This is a genomic window from Mycobacterium sp. NTMscope_MAC_12 (assembly GCF_976985675.1).
The window spans coordinates 3,247,928-3,272,980 of the sequence record NZ_CDRJYY010000001.1; the positions used below are offsets into that span (position 1 = coordinate 3,247,928).

Below are 25,053 nucleotides of genomic sequence, written 5' to 3' on the forward strand. Positions count from 1 at the left end.
GAAAACCGCGCCCGCCGGGGGTGATTGGCCACGACGGCGAACATGTGATGGAGAAGAGTCTGTGCGTGCCGCTTCGTTGAAACCCCGGCCGACGCACATCGCGATCGCCGCGGTGATCGCTTTCATCGCGTTGTGCGTGGCCATGTGCGACTCCCCGCGCAACACGTCGAGCAGTAACGCGCCGCCCACCGTCACAGCCGTCCCACCCAGCGCCGCACCGAGCGCGGTGCCACCACCGGCGCCGCCCCCGCCGCCGCCGGTCGGCAAGGATTACGTCGAGGGCATGGTGCAGTCGGTGTCGGGCGGCACGATCGCGCTGCGGACGCGAACCGGCTCCGCGACCGTGGATTACACGCCCGAGACGAGGGTCGTACAGGTCACCCCGGCGAAGCTGGCCGACGTGACGCCCGGCAGCTGCGTGAACGTCCGCGCCACCCCGCAGAGCGCGCCGTCCCCCGGCGCGATCACCGCGCAATCGGTGACGGTCACCGCGTCCGCGGACGGCAAGTGCCCACCGCCGGCCGGGTTCTACGGGACAGTCGCGTCGGTGTCGGGCAACACCATTGCCGTCACCGGGCTGGGCCCCGGCGGCCCGACCACCGTGACCGTCGCGGACTCGACCTCATATCAACGGCAGACGCCGTCGGATGCCCAAGCGATCACCAACGGTAAGTGCTTGGGGGCGAACGGAACTCAAGACGGCGGCGTGCTGCACGCGGCGATGATCAGCTTGGAGACGTGCCCGCCCATGGGGCACCCGCACCACCACCTGCATCTGCCGCACCTCCCGTTCCACCTTTAGCGGTTGAGCTGCACTGGCGGCGTCGACCGTCCGACCCGCCCGGTTTGCTGAACGGCGGTGACGGCGGAATCGAAAGCGACCGAGTTGGCTTCAGGCGGCAGTTAATTCGTTAGCGAAATAAAGTTACTCTGAATTAGCCCGCCGCCCGTTTTGCGAAAACGGAGATTGGTCGTTAGCGATCTAAAACCAGCACCGATTTGGGGCCGAGGCGCGTATCCTGACCCGTATGGTCAAGACCAAGACCTGCGTACATTGTGGCCATACGTTCGATCCGAAGGCCCGATGGCGTGACCTATCTGATCCGGAATGGCTTCCGGCCGCATCGGTCTATTGTTCGCATGAATGCAGTGACCGCTACCATTGCGATATTGGCCATTGCTGCTCGACCCACGCGAAAGAGAAGGCTCAGCGCGAATCCGCCATGGCGGCGCACCGCCAAACGTAGACCGAGCCTCGGCCGTAAACCATCACCTTCCCGCCCAATTCATCCGGCGTCCTGACCGAACCCGCGACCCTGGGCGGCGTGTGCTGCGCCGCATGCTAGGTCTGCGGATCCGACGGGACCCCGCGCTGCGGGTGATACAGCAGTGCACGAACCAACGGGCGGGGACCGACGGACCGAAGCATCTGGCTGGCCGGGCGGACCCGTACCCGCTTCGGCCACCAGAACCAGCGTCCCATCACCGTCATGATCGACGGCGTGATGAGCGATCGGACGACGAACGTGTCGAACAACAGGCCGATGCCGATCGTCGTTCCGAATTGGCCGATCGCCCGGAGATCGCTGGTGATCATCGTGCCCATCGTGACGGCGAACACCACACCTGCGGCAGTCACCACCGGACCGGTCACACCCATGCCGCGGATGAGTCCCGTTTTCAGGCCGGCTCCGATCTCCTCCTCGATTCTCGACACCAGCATCAGGTTGTAATCGGATCCGACCGCCAAGAGCACGATCAACGCGAATTCTGTTGCCACCCAGTGCAGCTGGAAATTACCGAGGTGCTGCCAGATCAGTGTCGAGAATCCGAAGGCGGCCCCTAGCGACATCACGATGGTGCCGACGATGACGCCCGCGGCGACCAGAGCGCGGGTGACTATCACCATGATGATGAAGATGAGCACGATCGAGGCCACGCCGGCGATCATCAGGTCGTACTTGGCGCCATTGGCGATGTCGTAAAACGTTGCGGCCGTACCGCCGAGGTAGATGTCGGCATTCTCCAGGGAGGTGAGTTTCAGCGCCTCCTTGGCAGCTTGGCGCTCCTGATCGACGGACGCGATTCCCTGCGACGTTGCCGGATCCACGGTGTGAGTGATGATGAAGCGCGCGGCCTTGCCGTCCGGCGACACCATCAGGCTCAACCCCAACTGGAAGTCTGAGTTCTGGAAGATCTCGGGTGGCAGGTAGAACAGGCTCTCCACCTGGGCGTCGTTGAAGGACTTGCCCATCACGGCGTTCGTGTCGGTCAGCCTGTCGAACTGGTCGATCAGACTGTCGAACGAGCTGTAGATGGTCAGCGTCGTATCCCGGATCGACTTCGAGACGGCGATGTTCTCGGGGATGATCGCCAGCAGTTCGCGCGTGGCCTTGGCCGTGTTGGTGAGGTCGCTGGTGAGGGCGTGGAACTTTTCGGCCAGCTGATCGAACCCGTCCAGCGCGTCGAAGAGCGACCGTAGCGACCAGCAGATCGGGATGTCGAAACAGTGCTTCTCCCAATAGAAGTAACTGCGAATCGGTCTCCAGAAGTCGTCGAAATCCGCGAGATGGTTGCGGATCTCGTCCGTGATGGCCGCCGTCTCCCCCGTGGTTTTCGAGCTGTCATCCGCGGCGTTCGCGAGCTTCTGGGTCACCGCGTACTGGCGCTCCAACAGCGCGATCTGAGTGTCGAGGAAACCGGTGATCTTCTTGATGTCGGCGACGCGGTCCTTCAGATAGTTCAGATTGCTGCGGATCGGCGCGCTTTGCACGCTGAGCTGGAACGGAATGGATCCGTCTTGGATCGGCGGGCCGAGGGGTCTGGTGATGCTCTGCACCCGTTCGATGCCCGGCACCCGGAAGATGGCGCCGGCGATCTTGTCCAGCACCAGCATGTCTCTGGGATTGCGCAGATCGTGGTCCGATTCGATCATCAGCAGGTCTGGGTTCAAACGGGCCTGGGTGAAGTGTTGGTCGGCCGCGGTGTACGCCTTCACCGACGAAGCGCTCGGCGGCAGGTAGTACAGGTCGTTGTAGCGCGGAGTGAAACCCATCAAGCCAATTGCGCCGACGATCGCCAGGATGACGGAGGTGGCGAGGATGGGCGCCGGCCACCGCACGATGGCCGTCGCCAAGCGGCGCCACCGCGTGTAGTTGAACTCGCGCTTCGGGTCGAAAAGGCCGAAGCCGCTTGCGAAGGCGATCAGCGCCGGCGTCAGCGTGACCCCCGCGGCCACCACCACCAGCAGACCCACCGCGCACGGAAACGCCAGCGAACTGAAGTACGGCAGCCGGGTGAATTTCAGACAGGCCAGCGCCCCGACGATCGTCAAACCCGAGCCCAGCACCACCTTGGTGACACCGGCGAAGGTGTCGTAGTAGGCGGCTTCGCGGTCCAGCCCCCGCTCGCGGCCCTCCTGGTAGCGGCCGACCATGAATATCGCGTAATCGGTTCCCGCCGCGATGGCCAACGCCGTCAGCAAGTTGACGGCGAACGTCGAGAGCCCCATGATGCCGGTTTCGCCCAACAGCGCTACGACGCCGCGGCCGGTGGCCAGTCCGACGAACAGGATGACCATCGTCAGCAGCACCGTGCCGATGGATCGATAAACGAACATCAGCATGATCGCGATGATGATGATGGTGATGATCGTCATCTTGGCCAGGCTCGCGTCGCCGACGACGATCGTGTCGGCGGTCAGGGCACCCTGACCGGCGACGTAGGCCTTCACCCCCGCCGGCGGCTTCGAGTCCGCGACGATTTTGCGAACCGCCGCAACCGATTTGTCGCCGATGGCTCCGCCCTGGTCGCCGCGCAGGTTGACCTGGACGTAGGCGGCCTTGTGGTCGTAGCTCTCGACGCCCGACGACGTGAATCGCTGCCCCCAGAAGTTCAGCGCATGCTCGACGTGTTCGTGGTCCTGCTGCAGCTTCTTGACCAGATCGTCGTAATACCGGTGAGCATCCTCGCCGAGGGGTTTGTCACCGACCAGGGTCACCAGGACGAGGTTGTCGGAGTCGTACTCCTTGAATTTCTCCCCGATGTGCTTCATCCCGGTCACCGAAGGCGCGTCGGATGGCGAAAGCGGCACCGAGACTTCCTCGGCGACCTTTTCCAGCTGTGGGACGAAGATGTTGACGCCGATCGCGATCAGCAGCCAGACCACGATGATCGGCAGCGCCAGGACGCGGATGGTGCGGGCCAGACGTGGTTTGCGCTCGACTGGGGTGCGCTGCGCGACGGGGATTTCGGCTGTGTCGTCAGCGTCGCTCGTGTCGTCGGTCACGCGGACTTGTCCAAGCAGGAAACCTGCGCGTTCCGGTTGTTGGCCTGTTGTTGATCGACCAACTTTCCGTCGACGGTGATGCGACAGCCGATGGAGGGACTGTCACCTTGGGCGACGACGTAAGCGAAGATGCCGGGCATCTCGGCGACGATCGTCTTCGACCACGGCAACGTGGTGAAGCTGGCCTTCTGCGGTAGTGACTCCGCATCCATCCAGTTGACGACGCCGGTAGTGCCGGGCGGCCCCAGGATTTCGTAGATCGCGGTCTTGGCCGCATACGGCGGGGTGGCATCCCGGGGATCGGGCTTGGGCAGACCGGGTCCTGGGAAAATGCCATTGAGGCGGATGACCGCAACGCCGCCGATGATCAGCGCCACCGCCACGACCAGCGGAACCCATGCCCGCTTGAGAAGCCTCATCACCGTGCCCCCCGATTCGGAATGCTCGATGGGCCGATATTAAGGCATCTCTTCGTGTGCGCCACGGCTAGCCGAACGCCATAGCGGTCGAGTTGATTCCCGGGGGTGGCCGCGCGTCGGCGCGGCGTGCGAAAAGGCCGGCTAGACCGTGAAGCCCAAGGCGCGCAGTTGCTCGCGCCCGTCGTCGGTGATCTTGTCCGGACCCCACGGCGGGTTCCACACCCAGTTGATCTTCAGCTCGTCGACCAAGCCGGCACCGACCAGCGCGCTGCGCGACTGGTCTTCGATGACGTCTTGCAACGGGCAGGCCGCCGAGGTGAGCGTCATGTCGATCAGCGCCACCGGACCCATCTCACCGTGCTCGACCTCCAAGCCGTACACCAGGCCCAAATCCATGACGTTGATGCCGAGTTCGGGGTCGACGACGTCATGCATCGCCTCCTCGACGTCGGCGAGCAACTCGTCATGCGGTGTGGTGGTCTCGCTCATCTGTAACCTCCTCGAGGGCTGCATATTTTTCCGAGTACGCCTGTGCCAGTGCGTCTTTGCACGCCATCCAGCCCAGCAGCGCGCATTTCACCCGGGCGGGGTATTTGGCCACTCCGGCGAACGCGATCCCGTCGCCCAGCACGTCCTCGTCGCCCTCGACGGTGCCGCGGGAGGACACCATCTCGGTGAACGCGGTGATGGTCTTGAGCGCATCGCCGACACTTTGACCGATTACCTGCTGGGTGAGGACCGAGGTGGCCGCCTGGCTGATCGAGCAGCCCTGCCCGTCATACGACACGTCGGTGACGGTTTCGCCGTCGTCGGACAGCGCAACGCGCAAGGTGATTTCGTCACCGCAGACCGGGTTGACGTGAAAGACCTCGGCGCCGAACGGCTCCCGCAGCCCGCGGTGCTGCGGGTGCTTGTAGTGATCGAGGATCACGTCCTGATACATCTGTTCGAGGCGCAAGGTCATTCTCTCCCAACCCATGGCGACGACCCGCTGCGCCCGGCTTCGCCGCGCTTGCGATCGCCGACGAAGAAATCCAGCGCGCGGCGCACGCCCGTCACCAACCGCTCGACCTCCTCGGCGGTGTTGTACACCGCGAAGGACGCCCGGGCGGTGGCCGCCAGACCGAACCGGCGATGCAGCGGCAGCGCGCAGTGGTGTCCCACGCGCACCGCGACGCCGTCATCGTCGAGCACCTGCCCGACGTCGTGCGCGTGCACGCCGTCGACGACGAATGACACCGGAGAACCACGGTTTTCCAGTGTGGTGGGCCCGATGATCCGCACGCCCTCGATCCCGGACAGGCCCTCGATGGCGGCGGCGACCAGCTCACGTTCGTGTGCCTCGACGGCGTCCATGCCGATGCCGTCCAGATAACGGGCGGCCGCGGCCAGCCCGACCACCTGGGAGGTCATCGGGGTGCCGGCCTCGAAACGCTGCGGGGGCGCGGCGTAAGTCGAGGCGTCCATGGCCACGTTCTCGATCATGGAGCCGCCGGTGAGGAATGGCGGCATCGCCGACAACAGCTCCCCGCGTCCGTACAGCACGCCAATCCCGTTGGGACCCAGCATTTTATGCCCGGAGAAGGCGGCGAAGTCGACGTCGAGCTCGTGGAAGTCGACCGGGCGGTGCGGCACCGACTGGCAGGCGTCCAGCACGGTGAGCGCGCCGACGGCTTTGGCGCGGGAGACCAGTTCGCCCACCGGCGCGAGCGCTCCGGTGACGTTCGAGTGGTGGCTGAAGGCAACCACTTTGACGCGTTCGTCGAGCTTCAGCGAGTCCAGGTCGATGCGGCCCGCATCTCTTTCTCCGCCGGAGATCCCGTACCATTGCAGCGTGGCACCGGTGCGGCGGGCCAGTTCCTGCCAGGGCACCAGGTTGGCGTGGTGCTCGAGCTCGGTGGTGACGATGACGTCGCCGGGGCCGACCGCACGCTCGAACCGGTTGTCGCCCAGCACATAGGAGACCAGGTTGAGCGCCTCGGTGGCGTTCTTGGTGAAAATCAGCTCCTCGGAGCCGGCGCCGACGAAAGCCGCGACATCGGCGCGGCCCTGCTCGTAGGCGTCGGTCGCCTCCTCCATCAGCTGATGCGCCCCGCGATGCACGCCGCCGTTGGACGTGAGCAGGAACTCGCGTTCGGCGTCGAGCACCTGCAGCGGACGCTGGGCCGTCGCCCCGGAATCCAGATACGCCAACTGATTTCCGCCGCGCATGACGCGCTTGAGGATCGGGAAGTCGGCGCGGATCGCCGCGAGATCGAGAGCGGAAGCCGCCGCATCACGCCGAGTCATGTCAGGCCTTCGCAGACGCCGCCTGCACGAAGCGCTCGTATCCGTGCTCCTCGAGCTGGTCGGCCAATTCGGGGCCGCCGGCTTCGACGATGCGCCCGCCGACGAACACGTGGACGAACTGCGGCTGGATGTAGCGCAGGATGCGGGTGTAGTGCGTGATCAGCAGGACGCCGCCATGCTCGGCTTCGGCGTAGCGGTTCACCCCCTCACTGACCACCCGCAGCGCGTCGACGTCCAGGCCGGAGTCGGTCTCGTCCAGGATGGCGATCTTGGGCTTGAGCAGCGACAGCTGAAGAATCTCGTGGCGCTTCTTCTCACCACCGGAAAAGCCTTCGTTCACACTGCGTTCGGAGAACGCCGGATCGATCCCCAGGTCGTCCATCGCGGCCTTGACTTCCTTGACCCAGTGCCGCAGCTTCGGCGCCTCACCGCGCACGGCGGTGGCGGCCGAGCGCAGGAAGTTCGACATGGACACCCCGGTGACCTCGATCGGGTACTGCATCGCGAGGAACAGGCCGGCCCGGGCGCGTTCGTCGACGCTCATCGCCAGCACGTCCTGGCCGTCCAGCGTGATCGATCCGGACGTCACCTCGTACTTCGGGTGCCCGGCGATGGCATAGGACAGGGTGGACTTGCCAGACCCGTTGGGACCCATCAACGCGTGCGTCTCCCCGGACTTCACCGTGAGGTCGACGCCCTTGAGGATTCCGATGGCGTCGGCTTCGTTGGTGCGCGCGACGCTGACGTGTAAGTCCTTGATTTCGAGTGTGGTCATCAGTTCTTGTTTCCTTCGGTCAGCTCAAGCTCGTGTTCGATAGCCTCGGCCAGGCGCTCACGCACGGCGGGCACGGCGATCTTCTGGATGATCTCGGCGAAGAAGCCGCGCACGATCAACCGTCGGGCCTGGTCTTCGGGGATGCCGCGGGCTCGTAGGTAGAACACCTGCTCGTCGTCGAATCGCCCTGTGGCACTGGCGTGTCCGGCGCCGACGATCTCACCGGTCTCGATCTCGAGGTTGGGCACCGAATCGGCGCGGGCGCCGTCGGTGAGGATCAGATTGCGGTTGGTTTCGAAGGTGTCGGTGCCGGTCGCCTCGGCGCGGATCAGCACGTCGCCCACCCAGACGGCGTGTGCGTCCGGACGGTCGGATTCCGGATCCGCTTGCAGCGCACCCTTGTACAGCACGTCCGAGCGGCAATTGGGGTGCGCGTGGTCGACGAGCAGCCGGGATTCGATGTGCTGGCCGTCGTCGGCGAAATAGGTGCCGAGCAGTTGAGCGTCGCCGCCGGCGGCGGTGAACCGCACCGTCGTCGACGTGCGGACCAGGTCTCCCCCGAGCGTCACGTTGACGTGGCCGAGCACCGAATCCTTGCCCAGCCGTGCGTGATGCGCGCTGACGTTGACCATGTCGTCGGCCCAGTCGGCGATCCAGATGACTCCGAGCGCCGCCGAATCTGAAACGATGATCTCGACGTTGTCGGCGTACGTCCCGCTGCCGCGCAGGTCGACGACCACGATGGCCCGCGCGAGTTCTTCGACGCGGATCTGCAGATGCCCGTAGGCGACCGCGCCCTCGCCCGGCCCGTTCACGACGATCTCGATGGGCTTGGCGACCTCGGTGTCACGCGCCACGGTCACCACCGTCGCGGAGTTGAACGACGAGAAGGCCTGGGCCGCAACGCGATCGGCGGGAACTCCGCCCTGGCCCAGCCGCTCGTCGCCCCGGCCGGCGGTTTCGGTGCGTACACCCGGCTGGTCGGTGACGGTGATCTGCGCCTTGCCGGTGGCATGTGCCGAACCGTCGTGCAGGCCGCGCAGCCGGCGCAACGGGGTGAAGCGCCAGATTTCGTCGCGGCCGTGCGGGACCTCGAACGCGTCCACGTCGAAGGAGGAGAACAGCTCCCCCTTGTTCAAGGCGGTAAGGGTCGATCCCTCAACCGCTTCGGTCAGATTCGTCACTAGCCGACCGCGCCTTCCATCTGGAGTTCGATCAGGCGGTTGAGCTCCAGCGCGTACTCCATCGGCAGCTCTTTGGCGATCGGTTCGACGAAGCCGCGCACCACCATCGCCATCGCCTCGTCCTCGGTCAGGCCGCGGCTCATCAGGTAGAAGAGCTGGTCCTCGCTGACCTTGGACACGGTGGCCTCGTGCCCCATCGTGACGTCGTCCTCGCGGATGTCGACGTACGGGTAGGTATCGCTGCGGCTGATCGTATCGACCAGCAGCGCATCGCATTTCACGCTCGAACGCGATCCGTGGGCGCCCTTGTTCACCTGCACGAGGCCGCGGTACGAGGCGCGGCCCCCGCCGCGGGCGACCGACTTGGACACAATGTTGCTCGACGTGTTGGGCGCCAGGTGCAGCATCTTGGCGCCGGTGTCCTGGTGCTGGTCTTCGCCGGCGAACGCCACCGAGAGCACCTCGCCCTTGGCGTACTCGCCGGTCATCCAGACCGCCGGGTACTTCATGGTGACCTTGGATCCGATGTTGCCGTCGACCCACTCCATGGTGGCGCCGGCCTCGGCGCGGGCGCGCTTGGTGACCAGGTTGTACACGTTGTTCGACCAGTTCTGGATGGTGGTGTAGCGAACGCGCGCATGCGGTTTCACGACGATCTCGACGACGGCCGAGTGCAGCGAGTCCGATTTGTAGATCGGCGCGGTGCAGCCCTCGACGTAGTGCACGTACGAACCTTCGTCGGCGATGATCAGCGTCCGCTCGAACTGGCCCATGTTCTCGGTGTTGATGCGGAAGTAGGCCTGCAGCGGGATGTCGACGTGCACGCCCGGCGGGACGTAGATGAACGAGCCGCCGCTCCACACCGCGGTGTTGAGTGCGGAGAACTTGTTGTCCCCCGCCGGGATCACGGTGCCGAAGTACTCCTGGAAGATCTCGGGGTGCTCGCGCAGACCGGTGTCGGTGTCGACGAAGATGACGCCCTGGGCCTCGAGGTCTTCGCGGATCTGGTGGTAGACGACCTCGGACTCGTACTGCGCCGCCACGCCGCCGACCAGGCGCTGCTTCTCCGCCTCGGGGATGCCCAGCCGGTCGTAGGTGTTGCGGATGTCCTCGGGCAGGTCGTCCCACGTCGCGGCCTGCTTTTCGGTGGAGCGCACGAAGTACTTGATGTTCTCGAAGTCGATGCCGTCGAGGTTCGAGCCCCACGTCGGCATCGGCTTGCGCTCGAAGATGCGCAGCGCCTTGAGCCGGGCCTGCAGCATCCACTCGGGCTCGCTCTTCTTCGCGGAGATGTCGCGGACCACCGCCTCGGACAGCCCGCGCTGGGCGCTGGCGCCTGCGACGTCGGAGTCGGCCCAGCCGTAGCCGTACCGCCCCAGGGAGGCGATCGCCTCTTCCTGGGTCAGCGGCGCGGTAGCCGTCTTGCTGGCCTCGGGTGTGAGTGTCATCGAGACGCTCCTTTGATGCTCGTGGTGTCGGTCATGTGGCGCGGGCTGGGCGCCGTGCTTGAAGCCTGGCTCTGCGTCAGGGGGACGTGCGTGGTGCAGGCGCAGTCGCCGTTGACGATCGTCGCCAAACGCTGGACATGGGTGCCCAGCACCTCGGCCATCGCCTGCTGTTCGGCCTCGCACAACTCGGGGAATTCCTCGGCGACGTGGGAGACCGGGCAGTGGTGCTGGCAGATCTGCACGCCGTGAATCGGCCCGCCGACCTGTGTGGTGCTGGCGACGTAGCCGGCCTTGGTCAACGCGGTGGCGATCCGTTCCGCGGCCGCCTCGACGTCGTCGTCCGCCGTGCTGTCGGCCGCGGTGACTTCGGTCAAGATGGCGTCGATCCGCTGCCGGGCGAACGCCTGAACCGCCTCTTCGCCGCCGATCTCGCGAAGCTGCCGCATCGCCGCCGCCGCCAAGTCGTCGTAGGCGTGGTCGAGCTTGGCCCGCCCGCCGGCGGTCAACCGGTACCGCTTCGCGGGACGCCCGCGTCCCGACTGCTGCCATGCCGCGGGCGCCGTGGCCTCGGCATCGCCCGCCTCGATCAGGGCGTCGAGGTGCCGGCGCACCCCGGCGGCCGCCAGGCCCAGCCGGTCACCGATCTCGCCGGCGGTGATCGTTCCGGATTCCAGCAGCAGGCGCACGATGGCGCGGCGGGTGTGACGATCCGCTGTGAGACCCGTGGCAGCGCCGACGTCGGGCGCGGCGGCACCATCGGGGCTGGTTCGGATTTTCACAACACCAGTGTGACGCAATTCCGACGATCGGTCTAGCAAGGGTCCCCTGTCTTAGGGTCGTGCTGGTCACACGAGCGATCGCCGCGGGTTCGGACCCGGCGGCTACGCTGCTGAAGATGTCAGCCCGCCACCACACGCTGAGCTCGTCGATCGCGAGTCTGCACGGCGACGAGCAAGCGGTGGGTTCGCCGCTGAACGATACCGAGCTCAGCGCGCTGCGACGCATCCGCCTGTTCGGCGCCAGCGGCACGATGCTGATGGCGATCGGCGCGCTGGGCGCCGGCGCCCGGCCCGTCGTGCAGGACCCGACGTTCGGGGTGCGGCTGCTCAACCTGCCGTCGCGCATCCAGACGGTGTCGTTGACGATGACGACGACGGGCGCGGTCATGATGGCGCTGGCCTGGCTGATGCTCGGCCGATTCGCGCTGGGCAACCGGCGGATGTCGCGCGGCGACCTGGACCGCACCCTGCTGCTGTGGGTGCTGCCGCTGCTGATCGCCCCCCCGATGTACAGCAAGGACGTCTACTCCTATCTGGCGCAGAGCCAGATCTCCCTGGAGGGACTCGACCCGTACCGGGTCGGCCCGGCCTCGGGCCTGGGCCTGTCCCACATCTTCACCCTCTCGGTGCCGACCCTGTGGCGCGAGACGCCCGCCCCCTACGGCCCGCTGTTTCTGTGGATGGGGCGCGGCATTTCGGCGATCACCGGGGAGAACATCGTCGCCGCGGTGCTGTGTCACCGGCTGGTGGAGCTGCTCGGCGTCGGACTGATCGTGTGGGCGACACCGCGGCTGGCCCGGCGCTGCGGCGTCGCCGAGGTCAGCGCGCTGTGGCTGGGCGCGGCCAACCCGCTGCTGATCATGCATCTGGTGGCCGGCGTACACAACGAAGCGCTGATGCTGGGCCTGATGCTGGCCGGCGCCGAATTCGCGCTGCGCGGTGTCTCAGACGTCAAAGCCCCACGCCTGCTGCCCCACTCCTTCAAGCCGGGTCCCGACTGGGAATCGCTGGGCATGCTGCTGGTCGGCGCCGTCCTGATCACGCTGTCGTCGCAGGTGAAGCTGCCGTCGCTGCTGGCGCTGGGCTTCGTCACGGTCGCGCTGGCCTACCGGCGGGGAGGAAACCTGCGTGCCCTGCTGTTGACGGGCGGGGGCATGGCGGCGCTGTCGCTGGCGGTGATGGCCGTCGTCGGCTGGGCCAGCGGGCTCGGCTTCGGCTGGATCTACACGCTGGGCACCGCCAACGTGGTGCGCAGCTGGATGTCGCCGCCGACGCTGCTGGCGCTCGGCACCGGGCAGGTGGGCATCCTGCTGGGCCTGGGCGATCACACCACCGCGGTGCTGGGGCTGACCCGTGCGATCGGCGTGCTGATCATCACGGTCATGGTGGCGTGGCTGCTGCTGGCCGTCTTCCGCGGCAGGCTGCACCCGATCGGCGGCCTCGGCGTCGCGCTGGGCATCTGCGTGCTGCTGTTTCCCGTCGTGCAGCCCTGGTATCTGCTGTGGGCGATCATCCCGCTGGCCTGCTGGGCCACCCGCACCGGCTTCCGGCTGGCGGCGATCGTCATCAGCCTCGTCGTCGGCATCTTCGGCCCGACCGCGAACGGCGACCGGTTCGCGCTGTTCCAGATCGTGGACGCCACGTTGGCCAGCACCGTCATCGTGGTGCTGCTCATCGCGGTGACCTACACCCGGTTGCCGTGGCGGAGCCCGCCGGCGCAGCCGCGGGAACCCGCCGGCGCCGAACCCGTCGACCCGGCGTCGCCCGCGCAGCCTGCCGAGACCCCGCGGCCGGCGCCGGCGCATGACGCCTACGCTGATTCCACGTGAGCCGCGCCGACGACCCAGCCGCGCGCCGCATGAGCGGCGCCTATGAGCAGGAGCGGCGCCCGTGAGCTCGGACGTTCCTGAAGTAGTCGTGCGACTGCGCGGCGTGAGCAAGCACTACGGATCCGGCGGGGCTGTCGTGGAGGCCGTCTCCGATCTCGACCTGGAAGTGCACGCCGCCGAGGTGCTGGCCCTGCTCGGCCCCAACGGCGCCGGTAAGACCACGACGGTCGAGATGTGCGAGGGCTTCGTGCGCTCGGACGCCGGCACCATCGAGGTGCTCGGCCTGGACCCGATCGCGGACAACGCGCGGCTGCGCGCGCGGATCGGCGTGATGCTGCAGGGCGGCGGCGGCTACCCCGCGGCCCGCGCCGGCGAGATGCTCGACCTGGTGGCCGCCTACGCCGCCGACCCGCTGGACCCGGCGTGGCTGCTGGACACGCTGGGCCTCACCGACGCGGCGCGCACCACCTACCGGCGGCTCTCCGGCGGGCAGCAGCAACGGCTCGCGCTGGCGTGCGCGCTGGTCGGGCGGCCCGAACTGGTGTTCCTCGACGAGCCCACCGCGGGCATGGACGCCCACGCCCGGCTGCTGGTGTGGGAGCTGATCGACGCGCTGCGCCGCGACGGCGTGACGGTGCTGCTGACCACCCACCAGCTCAAGGAGGCCGAGGAGCTCGCCGACCGGATCGTGATCATCGACCGCGGGGCGACGGTGGCCTCGGGCACGCCCACGGAGCTGATGCGCAGCGGGGCCAAGGACCAGTTGCGGTTCAGCGCGCCGCCGCGGCTCGACCTGTCGCTGTTGTCCGCCGCGCTGCCCGAGGATTACAAGGCCACGGAGGTGACGCCGGGCGAGTACCTGGTCGAGGGCCCGGTCGACCCGCAGGTGCTGGCGACGGTCACGGCGTGGTGTGCCCGGATCGACGTGCTGGCCACCGACATGCGCGTCGAGCAACGCAGCCTCGAGGACGTGTTCCTCGACCTCACCGGCAGGAAGTTGCGGCCATGAGCGAATCACCGTTCCCCGCGGGCACTTTCGCCCCCGACCCGCGGCCCAGCGCGGTGCCGAGAATGCTCGCCGCGCAGTTCGGCCTGGAGCTCAAGCTGCTGCTGCGCAACGGCGAACAGCTGCTGCTGACCATGTTCATCCCGATCACGCTGCTGGTCGGGCTCACGCTGCTGCCGCTCGGCTCGTTCGGCCAGCACCGCGCCGCCACCTTCACCCCGGTCATCATGGCGCTGGCGGTGATCTCGACCGCGTTCACCGGGCAGGCGATCGCCGTCGCCTTCGATCGTCGCTACGGCGCGCTCAAGCGGCTCGGGGCCACCCCGCTTCCGGTGTGGGGCATCATCGCGGGCAAGTCCCTGGCCGTCGTCACGGTGGTGTTCTTGCAGGCAATCCTGTTGGGCGCCATCGGTTTTGCGCTCGGTTGGCGACCCGCCCTGATCGCGTTGGCGTTGGGCGCGGGGGTCATCGCGTTGGGCACCGCGGTGTTCGCGGCCCTCGGCCTGCTGCTCGGCGGGACGCTGCGGGCCGAGATCGTGCTCGCGGTCGCCAACCTGATGTGGTTCGTCTTCGCCGGCCTGGGCGCGCTGACCGTGGAAACCGACATGATTCCGACGGCGGTGAAATGGGCGGCCCGGCTGACCCCGTCGGGCGCGCTCACCGAGGCGCTGTCGCAGGCGATGACGATGTCGGTGGACTGGTTCGGGGTGATCGTCCTGGCGGCGTGGGGCGCGCTGGGCGCGCTGAGCGCGCTGCGCTGGTTCCGGTTCACCTGACGGGTGCTCGGCGACGCCGGGCGTACTACGGCATGTAGTTGTCGGTGCCTTAGGATCGGGCCGTGCTCGGACGAACGCTATTGCGGCTGGTGGACCTGCTCCCCAATCCCAGTCTGGGCGTCCAGCGGCTGATCGCCATGGCCGTCATCCTGACCCAGGGCGGCATCGCCATCACCGGCGCGATCGTGCGCGTCACCGCCTCGGGGCTGGGCTGCCCCACCTGGCCGCAGTGCTTTCCGGGCAGCTTCGTCCCGGTGGCCCACGCCGAGGTGCCACGCATCCACCAGGCCGTCGAATTCGGCAACCGGATGGTCACCTTCGCCGTGGTGATCACCGCGGCGCTGGCCGTGCTCGCGGTGACCCGGGCCCGGCGTCGCCGCGAGGTCCTGGTCTATGCGTGGCTGATGCCGGTGTCGACCGTCGTGCAGGCGGTCATCGGCGGGATCACCGTGCGCACCGGGCTGCTGTGGTGGACGGTGGCCATCCACCTGCTGACGTCGATGACGATGGTGTGGCTCGCGGTGCTGCTCTACGTCAAGATCGGCGAGCCCGACGAGGCAGCCGTGCGCGTGCTGATCCCTACGCCGCTGCGCGCATTGACCGCGCTCTCCGGCGTGAACCTGGCCGCGGTGCTGGTCACCGGCACGCTGGTGACGGCCGCCGGCCCGCATGCGGGTGACCGCAGCGCCACCCGGACCGTGCCGCGACTCAAGGTCGAAGTCGCCACCCTGGTGCACGTGCACTCGTCGCTGCTGGTCGCCTACCTGGCGCTGGTCGTGGGGCTGGGCTTCGGGCTGCTGGCGGTGCGCGCCACCCGCCCGGTGCTGCGGCGGCTCGGGGTGCTGCTCGTCCTGCTGTGCGCGCAGGCCGCCGTCGGCACCGCCCAGTACTACACCGGTGTCCCCGCCGCGCTGGTCGCCCTGCACGTCGCGGGGGCGGCCGCATGCACCGCGGCCACCGCGGCGCTATGGGCCTCCATGCGAGAACGGGCCGAGCCCGAGCCGCTCGCAGCCTGATTCGACCTCCACGGCGAACCGGCGCTGGGCGAGCTCGCGGGTGGCGGCGTCCAGGCGGCGCCAACCCAGCTGCGGCGCAACGAGATCCAGTCCCACCAGCCGGGTACCGGCTACGTCGGCGCGCGCGTACAGCAGCTCCCGGGCGCCGATCCCGGCGCGGCGGGCGGCCGCCGCGAGCGCCGCGTAGCCGAGATCCCAGGATTCGAACTCCGGCTCGCCCGGCCAGGCGTGCGATTGCTCCCCGCCCAGAAAGATCAAGGCCGACCGCGCCGTCGCGCCGGGGTCCGTCGGGACCCCGTCGTCCTCGAGGTCGCGCAAATACCGCTCATCGATATTCCAGGCGACCGCGTCGGGCGGGTTGAGCAGGTGGCGCGTCCGCCGGGTCCAGGCCAGGAATTCGTCACGCCGGTCCGGCTCGACCGGGATGGCCCGCAGGATGACCAGGTCGGCCTGGGCGGTTTCCGGATCGTCCCAGGGCAGCCAGCGCGCGTGCAGGCCCCGGCGGCGCAGGGCGGGCACCAGCCCGGCGTCGTCGGGGTCGCCGCCGCGCCCCGCCAGCACGATGCGGGGATGGAAGACGTCCGGACGAGCGAGCTTCATGCCCGGGCATGATAAGCACATGCACGCAATCGAAGTCGGCGAAACCGGCGGCCCCGAGGTACTGCGCTACGTCGATACTCCACAACCCTCGCCCGGCCCGGGTGAGGTGCTGATCAAGGCCGAGGCCATCGGCGTCAACTACATCGACACGTATTTCCGCTCGGGGCAGTATCCGCGCCAGGTGCCGTTCATCCTCGGCCAGGAGATGAGCGGCACGGTGGTAGACACCGGCGAGGGCGTCGACGGTGTCACCGCGGGCGACCGGGTGGTGACCGCCGCGGCGTCCGGCGGTTACGCCGAATATGCCACCGCCCCAGCCTCTTTCACCGCCCCGGTGCCCGACGGCGTCCCCGCCGACGTGGCGGCCTCGGCGCTGCTGAAGGGCCTGACCGCCCACTACCTGTTGAAGTCGGTGTATCCGGTGCAGGCGGGCGACACGGTGCTGGTGCATGCGGGCGCGGGCGGGGTCGGCCTGATCCTGACGCAGTGGGCGCGCCTGCTCGGCGCGCGGGTGATCACGACGGTCTCGACCCCGGAGAAGGCGCGAATGTCGGCGAACGCCGGCGCCGACGAGGTGCTGTCCTACCCCGACGACGCCGACGAGTTCGGCGAGCGGATCCGCGCGTTGACCGACGGCGCCGGGGTGGCCGCGGTGTACGACGGCGTGGGCGCGACCACGTTCGACGCCAGCTTGGCCAGCCTGGCCGTGCGGGGCACGCTCGCGTTGTTCGGCGCGGCCAGCGGGCCCGTCCCGCCGTTCGATCCGCAGCGCCTCAATCCGGCCGGCTCGGTGTTTTTGACCCGGCCGTCGCTGGCGCATTTCGTCCGCACCGGGCAGGAATTCAGCTGGCGGGCGGAGGAATTGTTCGCCGCGATCGCCGGCGGCGACATCACCGTCGAGGTCGGCGGGCGCTACCCGCTGGCCGACGCGGCCCGCGCCCACCGGGATCTGCAGGGCCGCAAGACGACGGGCTCGATCGTGCTGGTGCCGTAACTCGCCTGGCGGCTAGAACAGGTGCGGCAGCCCGATGGCCGAGTCGATCGCCAATGCACAGAACACCACCGCCAGGTAGTTGTTCGATTGCAGGAACAGCCGCAGCGGCTTGACCGGCTCACCGGCGCGCACCCCCGCGTACAGCTGATGCGCCATGGCCAGGAACCACACCCCGGCGACCGCGGCGACCGCCGCGTACAGCCAGCCGGTCGCCAGCGCCAGCGCCAGGGTGGCCAGCACCGTCAGCCAGGTGTAGATCAGGATCTGCTTGGTCACCTGGCGCTCGGTCGCAACGGCCGGCAGCATCGGGACGCCCGCCGCTTTGTAGTCGTCCTTGTAGCGCATCGCCAGCGCCCAGGTGTGCGGCGGCGTCCAGAAGAAAATGATGGCGAACATCACCAGGGCCGGCCAGCCGATGGTGTTCGTCACTGCCGACCAGCCGATCATCACCGGCATGCAGCCGGCCGCGCCGCCCCAGACGACGTTCTGCGAGGTGCGGCGCTTGAGCAGCAGGGTGTAGACGAACACATAGAACGCGATCGTCGCCAGGGCCAGCAGCCCCGACAGCAGGTTCGTCGTCCACCACAGCCAGAAGAACGACCCGACCGTCAGCACCAGCCCGAACACCAGGGCGTTGCGGGTGGGCACCGCGGCCCGCGCCAGCGGCCGGCGCGCGGTGCGCTTCATCACCTTGTCGATATCCGCGTCGGCCACACAGTTCAGCGTGTTCGCGCCGCCGGCGGCCAGCATTCCGCCGATCAGCGTGTTCACGATCAGCAGCGGATTGACCGTCCCGCGCTGGGCGAGCAGCATCGCCGGGATCGCGGTCACGAGCAGCAGCTCGACGACCCGCGGCTTGGTCAGCGCCAGATAAGCCAGCACCGTGCCTTGTACCCGGCTTGGCAATCGGCTCGGCGCGGCGCGCCCGCGAACGCTCACGCAATAACTCCTCGGGGTCGCAGCGGCGCGCAGCATCTACTACAGACGATGGTAGACCGAGTAGCGGCGATGCCTCGCCCGTGGGTCGGTTCCCGCAGACTTTTCCCAGATTTCCGAACTGAATGTTAATGGCTTTCGACGGACGCGTAATTTTCACACCTGCCGGCCGCGGGTACCCGAAATCCTGCTCTGCAAGAGCCGGCCCTCCCGCACTAGGGTGGGATTGATCAGCTCGATGACCCAAGGACTGAGTCTGTGACGACACTCGAAGAGATCTCCACGCTGACCCAACCGCATCTCCCGGACGACTGGTCCGAACTCGACTCGGCTGCCGTCGACACTGTTCGGGTGCTGGCCGCCGACGCGGTGCAGAAGGTCGGCAACGGCCACCCCGGGACGGCGATGAGCCTGGCCCCCCTGGCGTACACGCTGTTCCAGCGGACCATGCGCCACGACCCCAGCGACGCCCACTGGCTGGGCCGCGACCGGTTCGTCCTGTCCTGCGGGCACAGCAGCCTGACGCTGTACCTGCAGCTGTACCTGGGCGGCTTCGGCTTGGAGCTCTCCGACATCGAGTCGCTGCGCACCTGGGGATCCAAGACCCCCGGGCACCCGGAGTTCCGGCACACCAAGGGCGTCGAGATCACCACCGGCCCGCTCGGGCAGGGCCTGGCATCCGCGGTGGGCATGGCGATGGCCGCCCGCTACGAACGCGGCCTGTTCGACCCCGACGCCGCCCCGGGCAACAGCCCGTTCGACCACTTCATCTACGTGATCGCCTCCGACGGCGACATCGAAGAGGGCGTCACCTCGGAAGCCTCGTCGCTGGCGGCCGTCCAGCAACTGGGCAACCTGATCGTTTTCTACGACCACAACCAGATTTCGATCGAGGACGACACCAACATCGCGTTGTGCGAGGACACCGCCGCGCGCTACGAGGCCTACGGCTGGCACGTGCAGAAGGTCGAGGGCGGCGAGAACGTCGTCGCCATCGAGGAGGCCATCGCGGCCGCCAAGGCCGTCACCGACCGGCCGTCGTTCATCGAGTTGCGCACCATCATCGGCTATCCCGCGCCGAAGCTGATGAACACCGGCAAGGCGCACGGCGCGGCGCTGGGCGACGAGGAGGTCGCCGCCGTCAAGAAGATCCTCGGCTTCGACCCGGACAAGAACTTCGAGGTGCGCGACGAGGTGATCGCCCACGCCCGCAAGCTGGTCGACCGCGGCAAGGAGGCGCACGAGAAGTGGCAGGCGGATTTCGACGCCTGGGTGCAGCGCGAGCCCGACCGCAAAGCGCTGCTGGACCGGTTGACCGCCGAGGAACTGCCCGACGGCTGGGATGCCGACATCCCGCACTGGGAGCCGGGCTCCAAGGACCTGGCCACCCGCGCGGCCTCCGGCAAGGTGCTCTCCGCGCTGGGGCCGAAACTGCCCGAGCTGTGGGGCGGCTCGGCCGACCTGGCGGGCAGCAACAACACCACCATGGATGACGTCAAATCCTTTGGCCCGCCGTCCATTTCGACGAAGGACTACACCGCCGACTGGTATGGGCGCACACTGCACTTCGGTGTTCGCGAGCACGCGATGGGCGCGATCCTGTCCGGCATCGTGCTGCACGGCCCCACCCGCGCGTACGGCGGCACGTTCCTGCAGTTCTCCGACTACATGCGCCCCGCGGTGCGGCTGGCCTCACTGATGGACATCGACACCATCTACGTGTGGACGCACGATTCCATCGGGCTCGGCGAGGACGGGCCCACCCACCAACCGATCGAGCACCTCGCGGCGTTGCGCGCCATCCCCAAGCTGTCGGTGGTGCGCCCGGCCGACGCCAACGAGACCGCGCATGCCTGGCGCACGATCCTGGCCCGAGGCAACGGCAGCGGCCCGGTGGGGCTGATCCTGACCCGCCAGGGCGTGCCGGTGCTCGAGGGCACCAGCGCCGACGGTGTCGCCCGAGGCGGTTACATCCTGGCCTCCGACGGTGAGGAGGCCGGCCAGGACCCCGACGTGGTTCTGATCGCGACCGGCTCGGAGGTCCAGCTCGCCGTCGAGGCGCAGAAGTTGTTGGCGGACAAGGACATTGTCGCGCGGGTGGTCTCCATGCCGTGCGTCGAATGGTTCGAGTCCCAGCCCGACGACTACCGCGACAGCGTGCTGCCCCCGTCGGTGTCGGCCCGGGTGGCCGTCGAGGCCGGCGTCGCGCAGAGCTGGCACAAGCTGGTCGGTGACACCGGGAAGATCGTTTCGATCGAGCACTACGGCGAATCCGCCGACTACAAGACCTTATTCCGTGAATTCGGCTTCACTGCCGAAGCCGTCGCTGCCGCCGCGGAACAAGTAGTGGATAACTGAGGAAAGGGTAATTCACATGACCGCTCAGAACCCGAATCTGGCGGCGCTGTCCGCCGCCGGCGTATCCGTCTGGCTCGATGACCTGTCGCGTCAGCGACTGGAGTCGGGCAACCTGCAGGAGCTGATCGACACCAAGAGCGTCGTCGGCGTGACCACCAACCCGTCGATCTTCCAGAAGGCGTTGGCGGAGGGCGATTCCTACGAAGGCCAGATCGCCGAACTGGCCGAGCGCGGCGCCGACGTCGATGCCACCATCCGCACCGTCACCACCGACGACGTCCGCAACGCGTGCGACGTGCTCAAGCGGGAGTGGGAGGCCTCCGACGGCGTCGACGGACGGGTGTCCATCGAGGTCGACCCGCGGCTGGCCGCCGAGACCGAGAAGACCACCGCGCAGGCCGTCGAGCTGTGGAAGATCGTCGACCGGCCGAACCTGTTCATCAAGATTCCGGCGACCAAGGCCGGCATTCCGGCGATCACCGCCGTTCTGGCGGAAGGCATTTCGGTCAACGTCACATTGATCTTCTCCGTCGAGCGGCACCGCCAGGTGATGGACGCCTACCTGGCCGGCCTGGAGAAGGCGCGTGAGGCGGGACATGATCTGTCCAAGATCCATTCCGTCGCATCGTTTTTCGTGTCCCGGGTGGACACCGAGGTCGACAAGCGGCTGGAAAAGATCGGGTCCGACGATGCCAAGGCGCTGCTCGGCAAGGCCGGGGTCGCTAACGCCCGCTTGGCCTACGCGGCCTACCGGGAGGTGTTCGAGGGCGGCGAGCGTTACCAGGCGCTCAAGGCCGACGGGGCCCGGGTGCAGCGCCCGCTCTGGGCGTCGACCGGAGTCAAGAACCCCGACTACTCCGACACCCTCTATGTCACCGAGCTGGTGGCGCCCAACACGGTGAACACCATGCCGGAGAAGACGATTGACGCGGTCGCCGACCACGGCGACATCAAGGGCGACACGGTCACCGGCACCGCCGGGGATGCCCAGGCGGTGTTCGACAAGCTGGACCAGATCGGCATCGACTTGACCGACGTCTTCAGGGTGTTGGAGGACGAGGGCGTGGAGAAGTTCGTGGATTCGTGGACCGAGCTGCTGGAGGAAACGCAGAAGCAGCTGGGTTCCGCCTCCAAATGAGCCCAGCCCGCACCGCGCAACAATGGCATAACCCGTTACGGGACAAGCGCGACAAGCGGCTGCCGCGCATCGCGGGGCCGTGCGGGATGGTCATTTTCGGTGTCACCGGCGATTTGGCGCGCAAGAAGGTCATGCCCGCCATTTACGACCTGGCCAACCGCGGGCTGCTACCGCCCAGCTTCTCGCTGGTGGGCTTCGCCCGCCGGGATTGGAGCACGCAGGATTTCGGCAAGGTGGTGTACGAGGCTGTCAAGGAACACTGCCGCACTCCCTTCCGGGAGGAGAACTGGGAGCGGCTGGCCGCGGGATTCCGTTTCGTGCCAGGCGCTTTCGACGACGATGAGGCGTTCGGCCGGCTCGCCGAGACCCTGGACAAGCTGGACGCCGAGCGGGGCACGGGCGGCAATCACGCCTTCTATCTGGCCATCCCGCCGAAGTCCTTCCCGGTCGTGTGCGATCAGCTGCACAGGTCCGGCCTGGCCCGCCCGCAGGGCGAGCGGTGGAGCCGGGTGGTCATCGAGAAGCCGTTCGGCCACGACCTGGAGAGCGCGCAGGCGCTGAACCAGTCCGTCAACGCCGTCTTCCCCGAGGAGTCGGTGTTCCGGATCGACCACTACCTGGGCAAGGAGACGGTCCGCAACATCCTGGCGCTGCGGTTCGCCAACCAGCTGTTCGACCCGATCTGGAACGCGCACTACGTCGACCACGTGCAGATCACCATGGCCGAGGACATCGGCCTGGGCGGCCGCGCCGGCTATTACGACGGTATCGGCGCCGCGCGCGACGTCATCCAGAACCATCTGATGCAGCTGCTGGCGCTGACCGCCATGGAAGAGCCGGTCAGCTTCAGCCCCAGGGCGTTGCAGGCCGAGAAGATCAAGGTGCTCTCGGCGACGCAGCTCGCCGAGCCGCTCGACGAGACCACCAGCCGCGGCCAGTACGCCGCGGGCTGGCAGGGCGGCGAGAAGGTGGTCGGGCTGCTCGACGAAGAGGGATTCGCCAAGGACTCGACCACCGAGACGTTCGCCGCCATCACGCTCGAGGTGGACACCCGCCGCTGGGCGGGCGTGCCCTTCTACCTGCGAACCGGAAAACGGTTGGGCCGCAGGGTGACCGAGATCGCCCTGATCTTCAAGCGCGCACCGCACTTGCCGTTCGACGCGACCATGACCGACGAACTGGGCACCAACGCCATGGTGATCCGTGTGCAGCCCGACGAGGGCGTCACGCTGCGGTTCGGCTCCAAGGTGCCGGGCACCGCGATGGAGGTGCGCGACGTCAACATGGACTTCTCCTACGGCTCGGCGTTCGCCGAGGAATCGCCGGAGGCCTACGAACAGTTGATCCTTGACGTGCTGCTGGGTGAGCCGTCGCTGTTTCCGGTCAATGAAGAGGTCGAATTGGCTTGGCAGATACTCGATCCCGTGCTGGATAACTGGGCGGCCGGCGGCAAGCCCGAGCCGTACGAGGCGGGCACCTGGGGCCCGGACTCGGCGTTCGAGATGCTGCACCGCACGGGCCGGGAATGGCGGCGCCCGTGATAATCGATATGGAAGACACCACCACCACCGCCGTCAACAAGAAACTCGATGAACTCCGCGAGAGGGTCGGCGCCGTCGCGATGGGCCGGGTCCTGACGCTGATCATCGCGCCGGACAGCGAGGAGATCCTCGAGGAGTCGCTGCAGGCGGCCAACGACGCCAGCCACGAACACCCCAGCCGGATCATCGTCACGATGAGGGGAAATCCGTACGCGGACAAGCCCCGCTTGGACGCACAGCTACGCGCCGGCGGCGATACCGGCGCCAGCGAGGTCGTGGTGCTGCGGCTCTCGGGCGCGCTGTCCGGCCACGCCGCCAGCGTCGTCACCCCGTTCCTGCTCCCCGACATTCCGGTGGTGGCCTGGTGGCCCGACGTCGCGCCGGCGGTCCCCGCACAGGATCCGTTGGGCCGGTTGGCGATTCGGCGCATCACCGATGCGACCAACGGGGTCGACCCGCTGGCGGCGATCAAGAGCCGACTGCCCGGGTACACCGCGGGTGACACCGATCTCGCCTGGGCGCGCATCACCTATTGGCGGGCGCTGCTCACCTCCGCGGTCGACTTGACGCCGCACGAACCGATCGAGTCGGCGCTGGTGTCCGGTTTGGCCACCGAACCGGCCCTCGACGTCCTGGCGGGGTGGCTGGCCAGCCGGATCGACGGCCCGGTGCGCCGGGCGGTCGGCGAGCTCAAGATCGAATTGACGCGCAGCAGCGAGACCATCGTGTTGAGCCGCCCGCAAGAAGGCAGGACGGCCACGCTGAGCCGGACGTCGCGGCCGGACGCCCTGCTTCCGTTGGCGCGCAGGGAAACCGGCGAGTGCCTCGCCGAAGACCTGCGTCGCCTGGATCCCGACGAGATTTACCAAACCGCGCTGGAAGGCATTGAGAAAGTGCAATACGTGTGAGCACCAGCATCGAAATCTTCCCGGACAGCCAGGCCCTGGTCGCCGCGGCGGCCACGCGACTGACCGACACCATCGCGAACGCCGTCGCGGCCCGGGGGCGCGCGCTCGTCGTGCTGACCGGCGGCGGCAACGGCATCGGGCTGTTGCAGTCGCTCGTGGACCGACCCATCGAGTGGTCGAAGGTGCACCTGTTCTGGGGCGACGAACGCTACGTCCCCGAGGACGACGACGAACGCAACGACAAGCAGGCGCGGGCCGCGTTGCTCGACCATGTGGACATTCCGTCCAGCCAGGTGCACCCGATGCCGGCCAGCGACGGCGAATTCGGCGGCGATCTCGCCGCGGCGGCCCTGGCCTACGAGCAACTGCTGGCTGCCAACGCCGCGCCCGGTCAGCCGGTGCCGAACTTCGATGTGCACCTGCTGGGCATGGGGCCCGAGGGCCACATCAACTCGCTGTTCCCGGACACCCCGGCCGTGCTCGAAACCACCCGCATGGTGGTATCGGTCGACGACTCCCCCAAGCCGCCGCCGCAACGAATCACCTTGACGCTGCCCGCCATTGCGCGTTCCCGCGAAGTCTGGCTGATGGTGTCGGGCAAGGGGAAGGCCGACGCCGCGGCGGCGGCCATCGGTGGCGCCGCACCGGTCTCGGTGCCGGCCGCCGGGGCGATCGGGCTGGACACCACGCTGTGGCTGCTCGACGAGGACGCCGCGTCCAAGCTGCCGTCGGACCCGTCCGGCGTGGCCTGACGCGATTCCTGCCGCGG

Annotated in this window: 22 protein-coding genes and 1 pseudogene; 12 read left to right on the plus strand and 11 right to left on the minus strand. The window is 67.9% G+C overall.

The genetic code is table 11. The features are described 5' to 3' along the window. The first annotated feature begins 76 nt into the window (after nucleotides 1-76). Nucleotides 77-802 (plus strand): DUF5666 domain-containing protein, encoded by a 726-nt coding sequence (locus tag AC0KS4_RS14610; RefSeq protein WP_238957315.1) that lies wholly within the window; start codon nucleotides 77-79, stop codon nucleotides 800-802. A gap of 226 nt (nucleotides 803-1,028) precedes the next feature. Then, nucleotides 1,029-1,247 carry a ferric uptake regulation protein gene (locus tag AC0KS4_RS14615; protein ID WP_238956247.1) on the plus strand — a complete coding sequence of 73 codons (219 nt, stop codon included), beginning with the start codon at nucleotides 1,029-1,031 and terminating at the stop codon, nucleotides 1,245-1,247. 95 nt (nucleotides 1,248-1,342) lie between these two features. Here AC0KS4_RS14615 and AC0KS4_RS14620 read toward each other — a convergent pair whose 3' ends face one another. The 9 genes and pseudogenes from AC0KS4_RS14620 to AC0KS4_RS14660 all read right to left on the minus strand — a co-directional run bounded on the left by AC0KS4_RS14620 (nucleotide 1,343) and on the right by AC0KS4_RS14660 (nucleotide 11,252). Then, nucleotides 1,343-4,288, minus strand: a complete 2,946-nt coding sequence (locus AC0KS4_RS14620) for an MMPL/RND family transporter (RefSeq protein WP_308193065.1) — start codon at nucleotides 4,286-4,288, stop codon at nucleotides 1,343-1,345. Continuing rightward, a complete protein-coding gene (locus AC0KS4_RS14625; protein ID WP_225328636.1) occupies nucleotides 4,285-4,707 on the minus strand; it encodes an MmpS family transport accessory protein in 423 nt (140 codons plus the stop codon). The genes AC0KS4_RS14620 and AC0KS4_RS14625 overlap by 4 nt, the downstream gene beginning before the upstream one ends. Nucleotides 4,708-4,848: 141 nt before the next feature. Then, nucleotides 4,849-5,196 (minus strand): metal-sulfur cluster assembly factor, encoded by a 348-nt coding sequence (locus AC0KS4_RS14630; RefSeq protein ID WP_008258091.1) that lies wholly within the window; start codon nucleotides 5,194-5,196, stop codon nucleotides 4,849-4,851. Then, on the minus strand, nucleotides 5,171-5,671 hold the full coding sequence (gene sufU / locus AC0KS4_RS14635) for a Fe-S cluster assembly sulfur transfer protein SufU (RefSeq protein ID WP_225328635.1): 501 nt from the start codon (nucleotides 5,669-5,671) through the stop codon (nucleotides 5,171-5,173). Before sufU ends, AC0KS4_RS14630 begins: the two co-directional genes overlap by 26 nt. Continuing rightward, nucleotides 5,668-6,996 carry a cysteine desulfurase gene (locus AC0KS4_RS14640; protein WP_225328634.1) on the minus strand — a complete coding sequence of 443 codons (1,329 nt, stop codon included), beginning with the start codon at nucleotides 6,994-6,996 and terminating at the stop codon, nucleotides 5,668-5,670. The genes sufU and AC0KS4_RS14640 overlap by 4 nt, the downstream gene beginning before the upstream one ends. A gap of 1 nt (nucleotide 6,997) precedes the next feature. Continuing rightward, nucleotides 6,998-7,771 (minus strand): Fe-S cluster assembly ATPase SufC, encoded by a 774-nt coding sequence (sufC, locus tag AC0KS4_RS14645; RefSeq protein ID WP_008258094.1) that lies wholly within the window; start codon nucleotides 7,769-7,771, stop codon nucleotides 6,998-7,000. Further along, nucleotides 7,771-8,955, minus strand: a complete 1,185-nt coding sequence (sufD, locus tag AC0KS4_RS14650) for a Fe-S cluster assembly protein SufD (protein WP_225328632.1) — start codon at nucleotides 8,953-8,955, stop codon at nucleotides 7,771-7,773. Before sufD ends, sufC begins: the two co-directional genes overlap by 1 nt. Continuing rightward, nucleotides 8,955-10,403: a Fe-S cluster assembly protein SufB gene (sufB, locus tag AC0KS4_RS14655; protein ID WP_225328631.1), complete on the minus strand. Its 1,449-nt coding sequence runs from the start codon at nucleotides 10,401-10,403 to the stop codon at nucleotides 8,955-8,957. Before sufB ends, sufD begins: the two co-directional genes overlap by 1 nt. Next, a pseudogene (locus AC0KS4_RS14660) lies at nucleotides 10,400-11,252 on the minus strand (helix-turn-helix transcriptional regulator). Before AC0KS4_RS14660 ends, sufB begins: the two are co-directional and overlap by 4 nt. Nucleotides 11,253-11,298: 46 nt before the next feature. Here AC0KS4_RS14660 and mptB point away from each other — a divergent pair. The 4 genes from mptB (at nucleotide 11,299) to AC0KS4_RS14680 (ending at nucleotide 15,809) form a co-directional block, all read left to right on the plus strand. Continuing rightward, complete coding sequence (gene mptB, locus AC0KS4_RS14665) at nucleotides 11,299-13,011, plus strand: polyprenol phosphomannose-dependent alpha 1,6 mannosyltransferase MptB (protein ID WP_238956248.1); 1,713 nt, start codon at nucleotides 11,299-11,301, stop codon at nucleotides 13,009-13,011. Between the two features lie 61 nt (nucleotides 13,012-13,072). Beyond that, nucleotides 13,073-14,020, plus strand: coding sequence for an ABC transporter ATP-binding protein (locus AC0KS4_RS14670; RefSeq protein WP_238956249.1), 948 nt, complete (start codon nucleotides 13,073-13,075; stop codon nucleotides 14,018-14,020). After that, nucleotides 14,017-14,793 (plus strand): ABC transporter permease, encoded by a 777-nt coding sequence (locus tag AC0KS4_RS14675; protein ID WP_238956250.1) that lies wholly within the window; start codon nucleotides 14,017-14,019, stop codon nucleotides 14,791-14,793. Before AC0KS4_RS14670 ends, AC0KS4_RS14675 begins: the two co-directional genes overlap by 4 nt. A gap of 137 nt (nucleotides 14,794-14,930) precedes the next feature. Continuing rightward, nucleotides 14,931-15,809 carry a COX15/CtaA family protein gene (locus AC0KS4_RS14680; RefSeq protein ID WP_238957317.1) on the plus strand — a complete coding sequence of 293 codons (879 nt, stop codon included), beginning with the start codon at nucleotides 14,931-14,933 and terminating at the stop codon, nucleotides 15,807-15,809. Here AC0KS4_RS14680 and AC0KS4_RS14685 read toward each other — a convergent pair. Next, on the minus strand, nucleotides 15,759-16,409 hold the full coding sequence (locus AC0KS4_RS14685; protein WP_238956251.1) for an ATP-grasp domain-containing protein: 651 nt from the start codon (nucleotides 16,407-16,409) through the stop codon (nucleotides 15,759-15,761). The two genes, AC0KS4_RS14680 and AC0KS4_RS14685, sit on opposite strands and share 51 nt — an antisense overlap. 19 nt (nucleotides 16,410-16,428) lie before the next feature. Between AC0KS4_RS14685 and AC0KS4_RS14690 the strand changes: the two genes are divergently transcribed. Beyond that, nucleotides 16,429-17,403 carry a quinone oxidoreductase family protein gene (locus AC0KS4_RS14690; RefSeq protein ID WP_238956252.1) on the plus strand — a complete coding sequence of 325 codons (975 nt, stop codon included), beginning with the start codon at nucleotides 16,429-16,431 and terminating at the stop codon, nucleotides 17,401-17,403. A 12-nt stretch (nucleotides 17,404-17,415) separates the two neighbouring features. On the opposite strand, the gene AC0KS4_RS14695 is transcribed toward AC0KS4_RS14690, so the two are convergent. Continuing rightward, nucleotides 17,416-18,342: a heme o synthase gene (locus tag AC0KS4_RS14695; RefSeq protein WP_238956253.1), complete on the minus strand. Its 927-nt coding sequence runs from the start codon at nucleotides 18,340-18,342 to the stop codon at nucleotides 17,416-17,418. A gap of 255 nt (nucleotides 18,343-18,597) precedes the next feature. Between AC0KS4_RS14695 and tkt the strand changes: the two genes are divergently transcribed. From tkt to pgl, 5 genes are read left to right on the plus strand one after another with little or no spacing between them, the layout of a single operon-like run. Next, nucleotides 18,598-20,697, plus strand: coding sequence for a transketolase (tkt, locus tag AC0KS4_RS14700; protein WP_238956254.1), 2,100 nt, complete (start codon nucleotides 18,598-18,600; stop codon nucleotides 20,695-20,697). A 16-nt stretch (nucleotides 20,698-20,713) separates the two neighbouring features. Further along, nucleotides 20,714-21,835, plus strand: coding sequence for a transaldolase (gene tal / locus AC0KS4_RS14705; protein ID WP_238956255.1), 1,122 nt, complete (start codon nucleotides 20,714-20,716; stop codon nucleotides 21,833-21,835). Further along, a complete protein-coding gene (gene zwf, locus AC0KS4_RS14710) occupies nucleotides 21,832-23,376 on the plus strand; it encodes a glucose-6-phosphate dehydrogenase (RefSeq protein ID WP_225328621.1) in 1,545 nt (514 codons plus the stop codon). Before tal ends, zwf begins: the two co-directional genes overlap by 4 nt. Continuing rightward, nucleotides 23,373-24,284, plus strand: a complete 912-nt coding sequence (opcA, locus tag AC0KS4_RS14715; RefSeq protein ID WP_238956256.1) for a glucose-6-phosphate dehydrogenase assembly protein OpcA — start codon at nucleotides 23,373-23,375, stop codon at nucleotides 24,282-24,284. Before zwf ends, opcA begins: the two co-directional genes overlap by 4 nt. After that, the gene (pgl, locus tag AC0KS4_RS14720) at nucleotides 24,281-25,036 is read left to right on the plus strand and encodes a 6-phosphogluconolactonase (RefSeq protein WP_238956257.1); all 756 of its coding nucleotides are present in this window, start codon (nucleotides 24,281-24,283) and stop codon (nucleotides 25,034-25,036) included. Before opcA ends, pgl begins: the two co-directional genes overlap by 4 nt. The last annotated feature ends 17 nt before the right edge of the window (nucleotides 25,037-25,053 follow it).

What these genes read in the sequence shown, in the direction of transcription:
- AC0KS4_RS14685 (WP_238956251.1), bottom strand. Translation starts at nt 16,409, where the DNA reads ATGAAGCTCGCTCGTCCGGACGTCTTCCATCCCCGCATCGTGCTGGCG.
- AC0KS4_RS14625 (WP_225328636.1), bottom strand. Translation starts at nt 4,707, where the DNA reads ATGAGGCTTCTCAAGCGGGCATGGGTTCCGCTGGTCGTGGCGGTGGCG.
- AC0KS4_RS14690 (WP_238956252.1), top strand. Translation starts at nt 16,429, where the DNA reads ATGCACGCAATCGAAGTCGGCGAAACCGGCGGCCCCGAGGTACTGCGC.
- AC0KS4_RS14640 (WP_225328634.1), bottom strand. Translation starts at nt 6,996, where the DNA reads ATGACTCGGCGTGATGCGGCGGCTTCCGCTCTCGATCTCGCGGCGATC.
- zwf (WP_225328621.1), top strand. Translation starts at nt 21,832, where the DNA reads ATGAGCCCAGCCCGCACCGCGCAACAATGGCATAACCCGTTACGGGAC.
- AC0KS4_RS14630 (WP_008258091.1), bottom strand. Translation starts at nt 5,196, where the DNA reads ATGAGCGAGACCACCACACCGCATGACGAGTTGCTCGCCGACGTCGAG.
- mptB (WP_238956248.1), top strand. Translation starts at nt 11,299, where the DNA reads ATGTCAGCCCGCCACCACACGCTGAGCTCGTCGATCGCGAGTCTGCAC.
- AC0KS4_RS14675 (WP_238956250.1), top strand. Translation starts at nt 14,017, where the DNA reads ATGAGCGAATCACCGTTCCCCGCGGGCACTTTCGCCCCCGACCCGCGG.
- sufU (WP_225328635.1), bottom strand. Translation starts at nt 5,671, where the DNA reads ATGACCTTGCGCCTCGAACAGATGTATCAGGACGTGATCCTCGATCAC.
- sufC (WP_008258094.1), bottom strand. Translation starts at nt 7,771, where the DNA reads ATGACCACACTCGAAATCAAGGACTTACACGTCAGCGTCGCGCGCACC.
- tal (WP_238956255.1), top strand. Translation starts at nt 20,714, where the DNA reads ATGACCGCTCAGAACCCGAATCTGGCGGCGCTGTCCGCCGCCGGCGTA.
- sufB (WP_225328631.1), bottom strand. Translation starts at nt 10,403, where the DNA reads ATGACACTCACACCCGAGGCCAGCAAGACGGCTACCGCGCCGCTGACC.
- AC0KS4_RS14680 (WP_238957317.1), top strand. Translation starts at nt 14,931, where the DNA reads ATGGCCGTCATCCTGACCCAGGGCGGCATCGCCATCACCGGCGCGATC.
- AC0KS4_RS14615 (WP_238956247.1), top strand. Translation starts at nt 1,029, where the DNA reads ATGGTCAAGACCAAGACCTGCGTACATTGTGGCCATACGTTCGATCCG.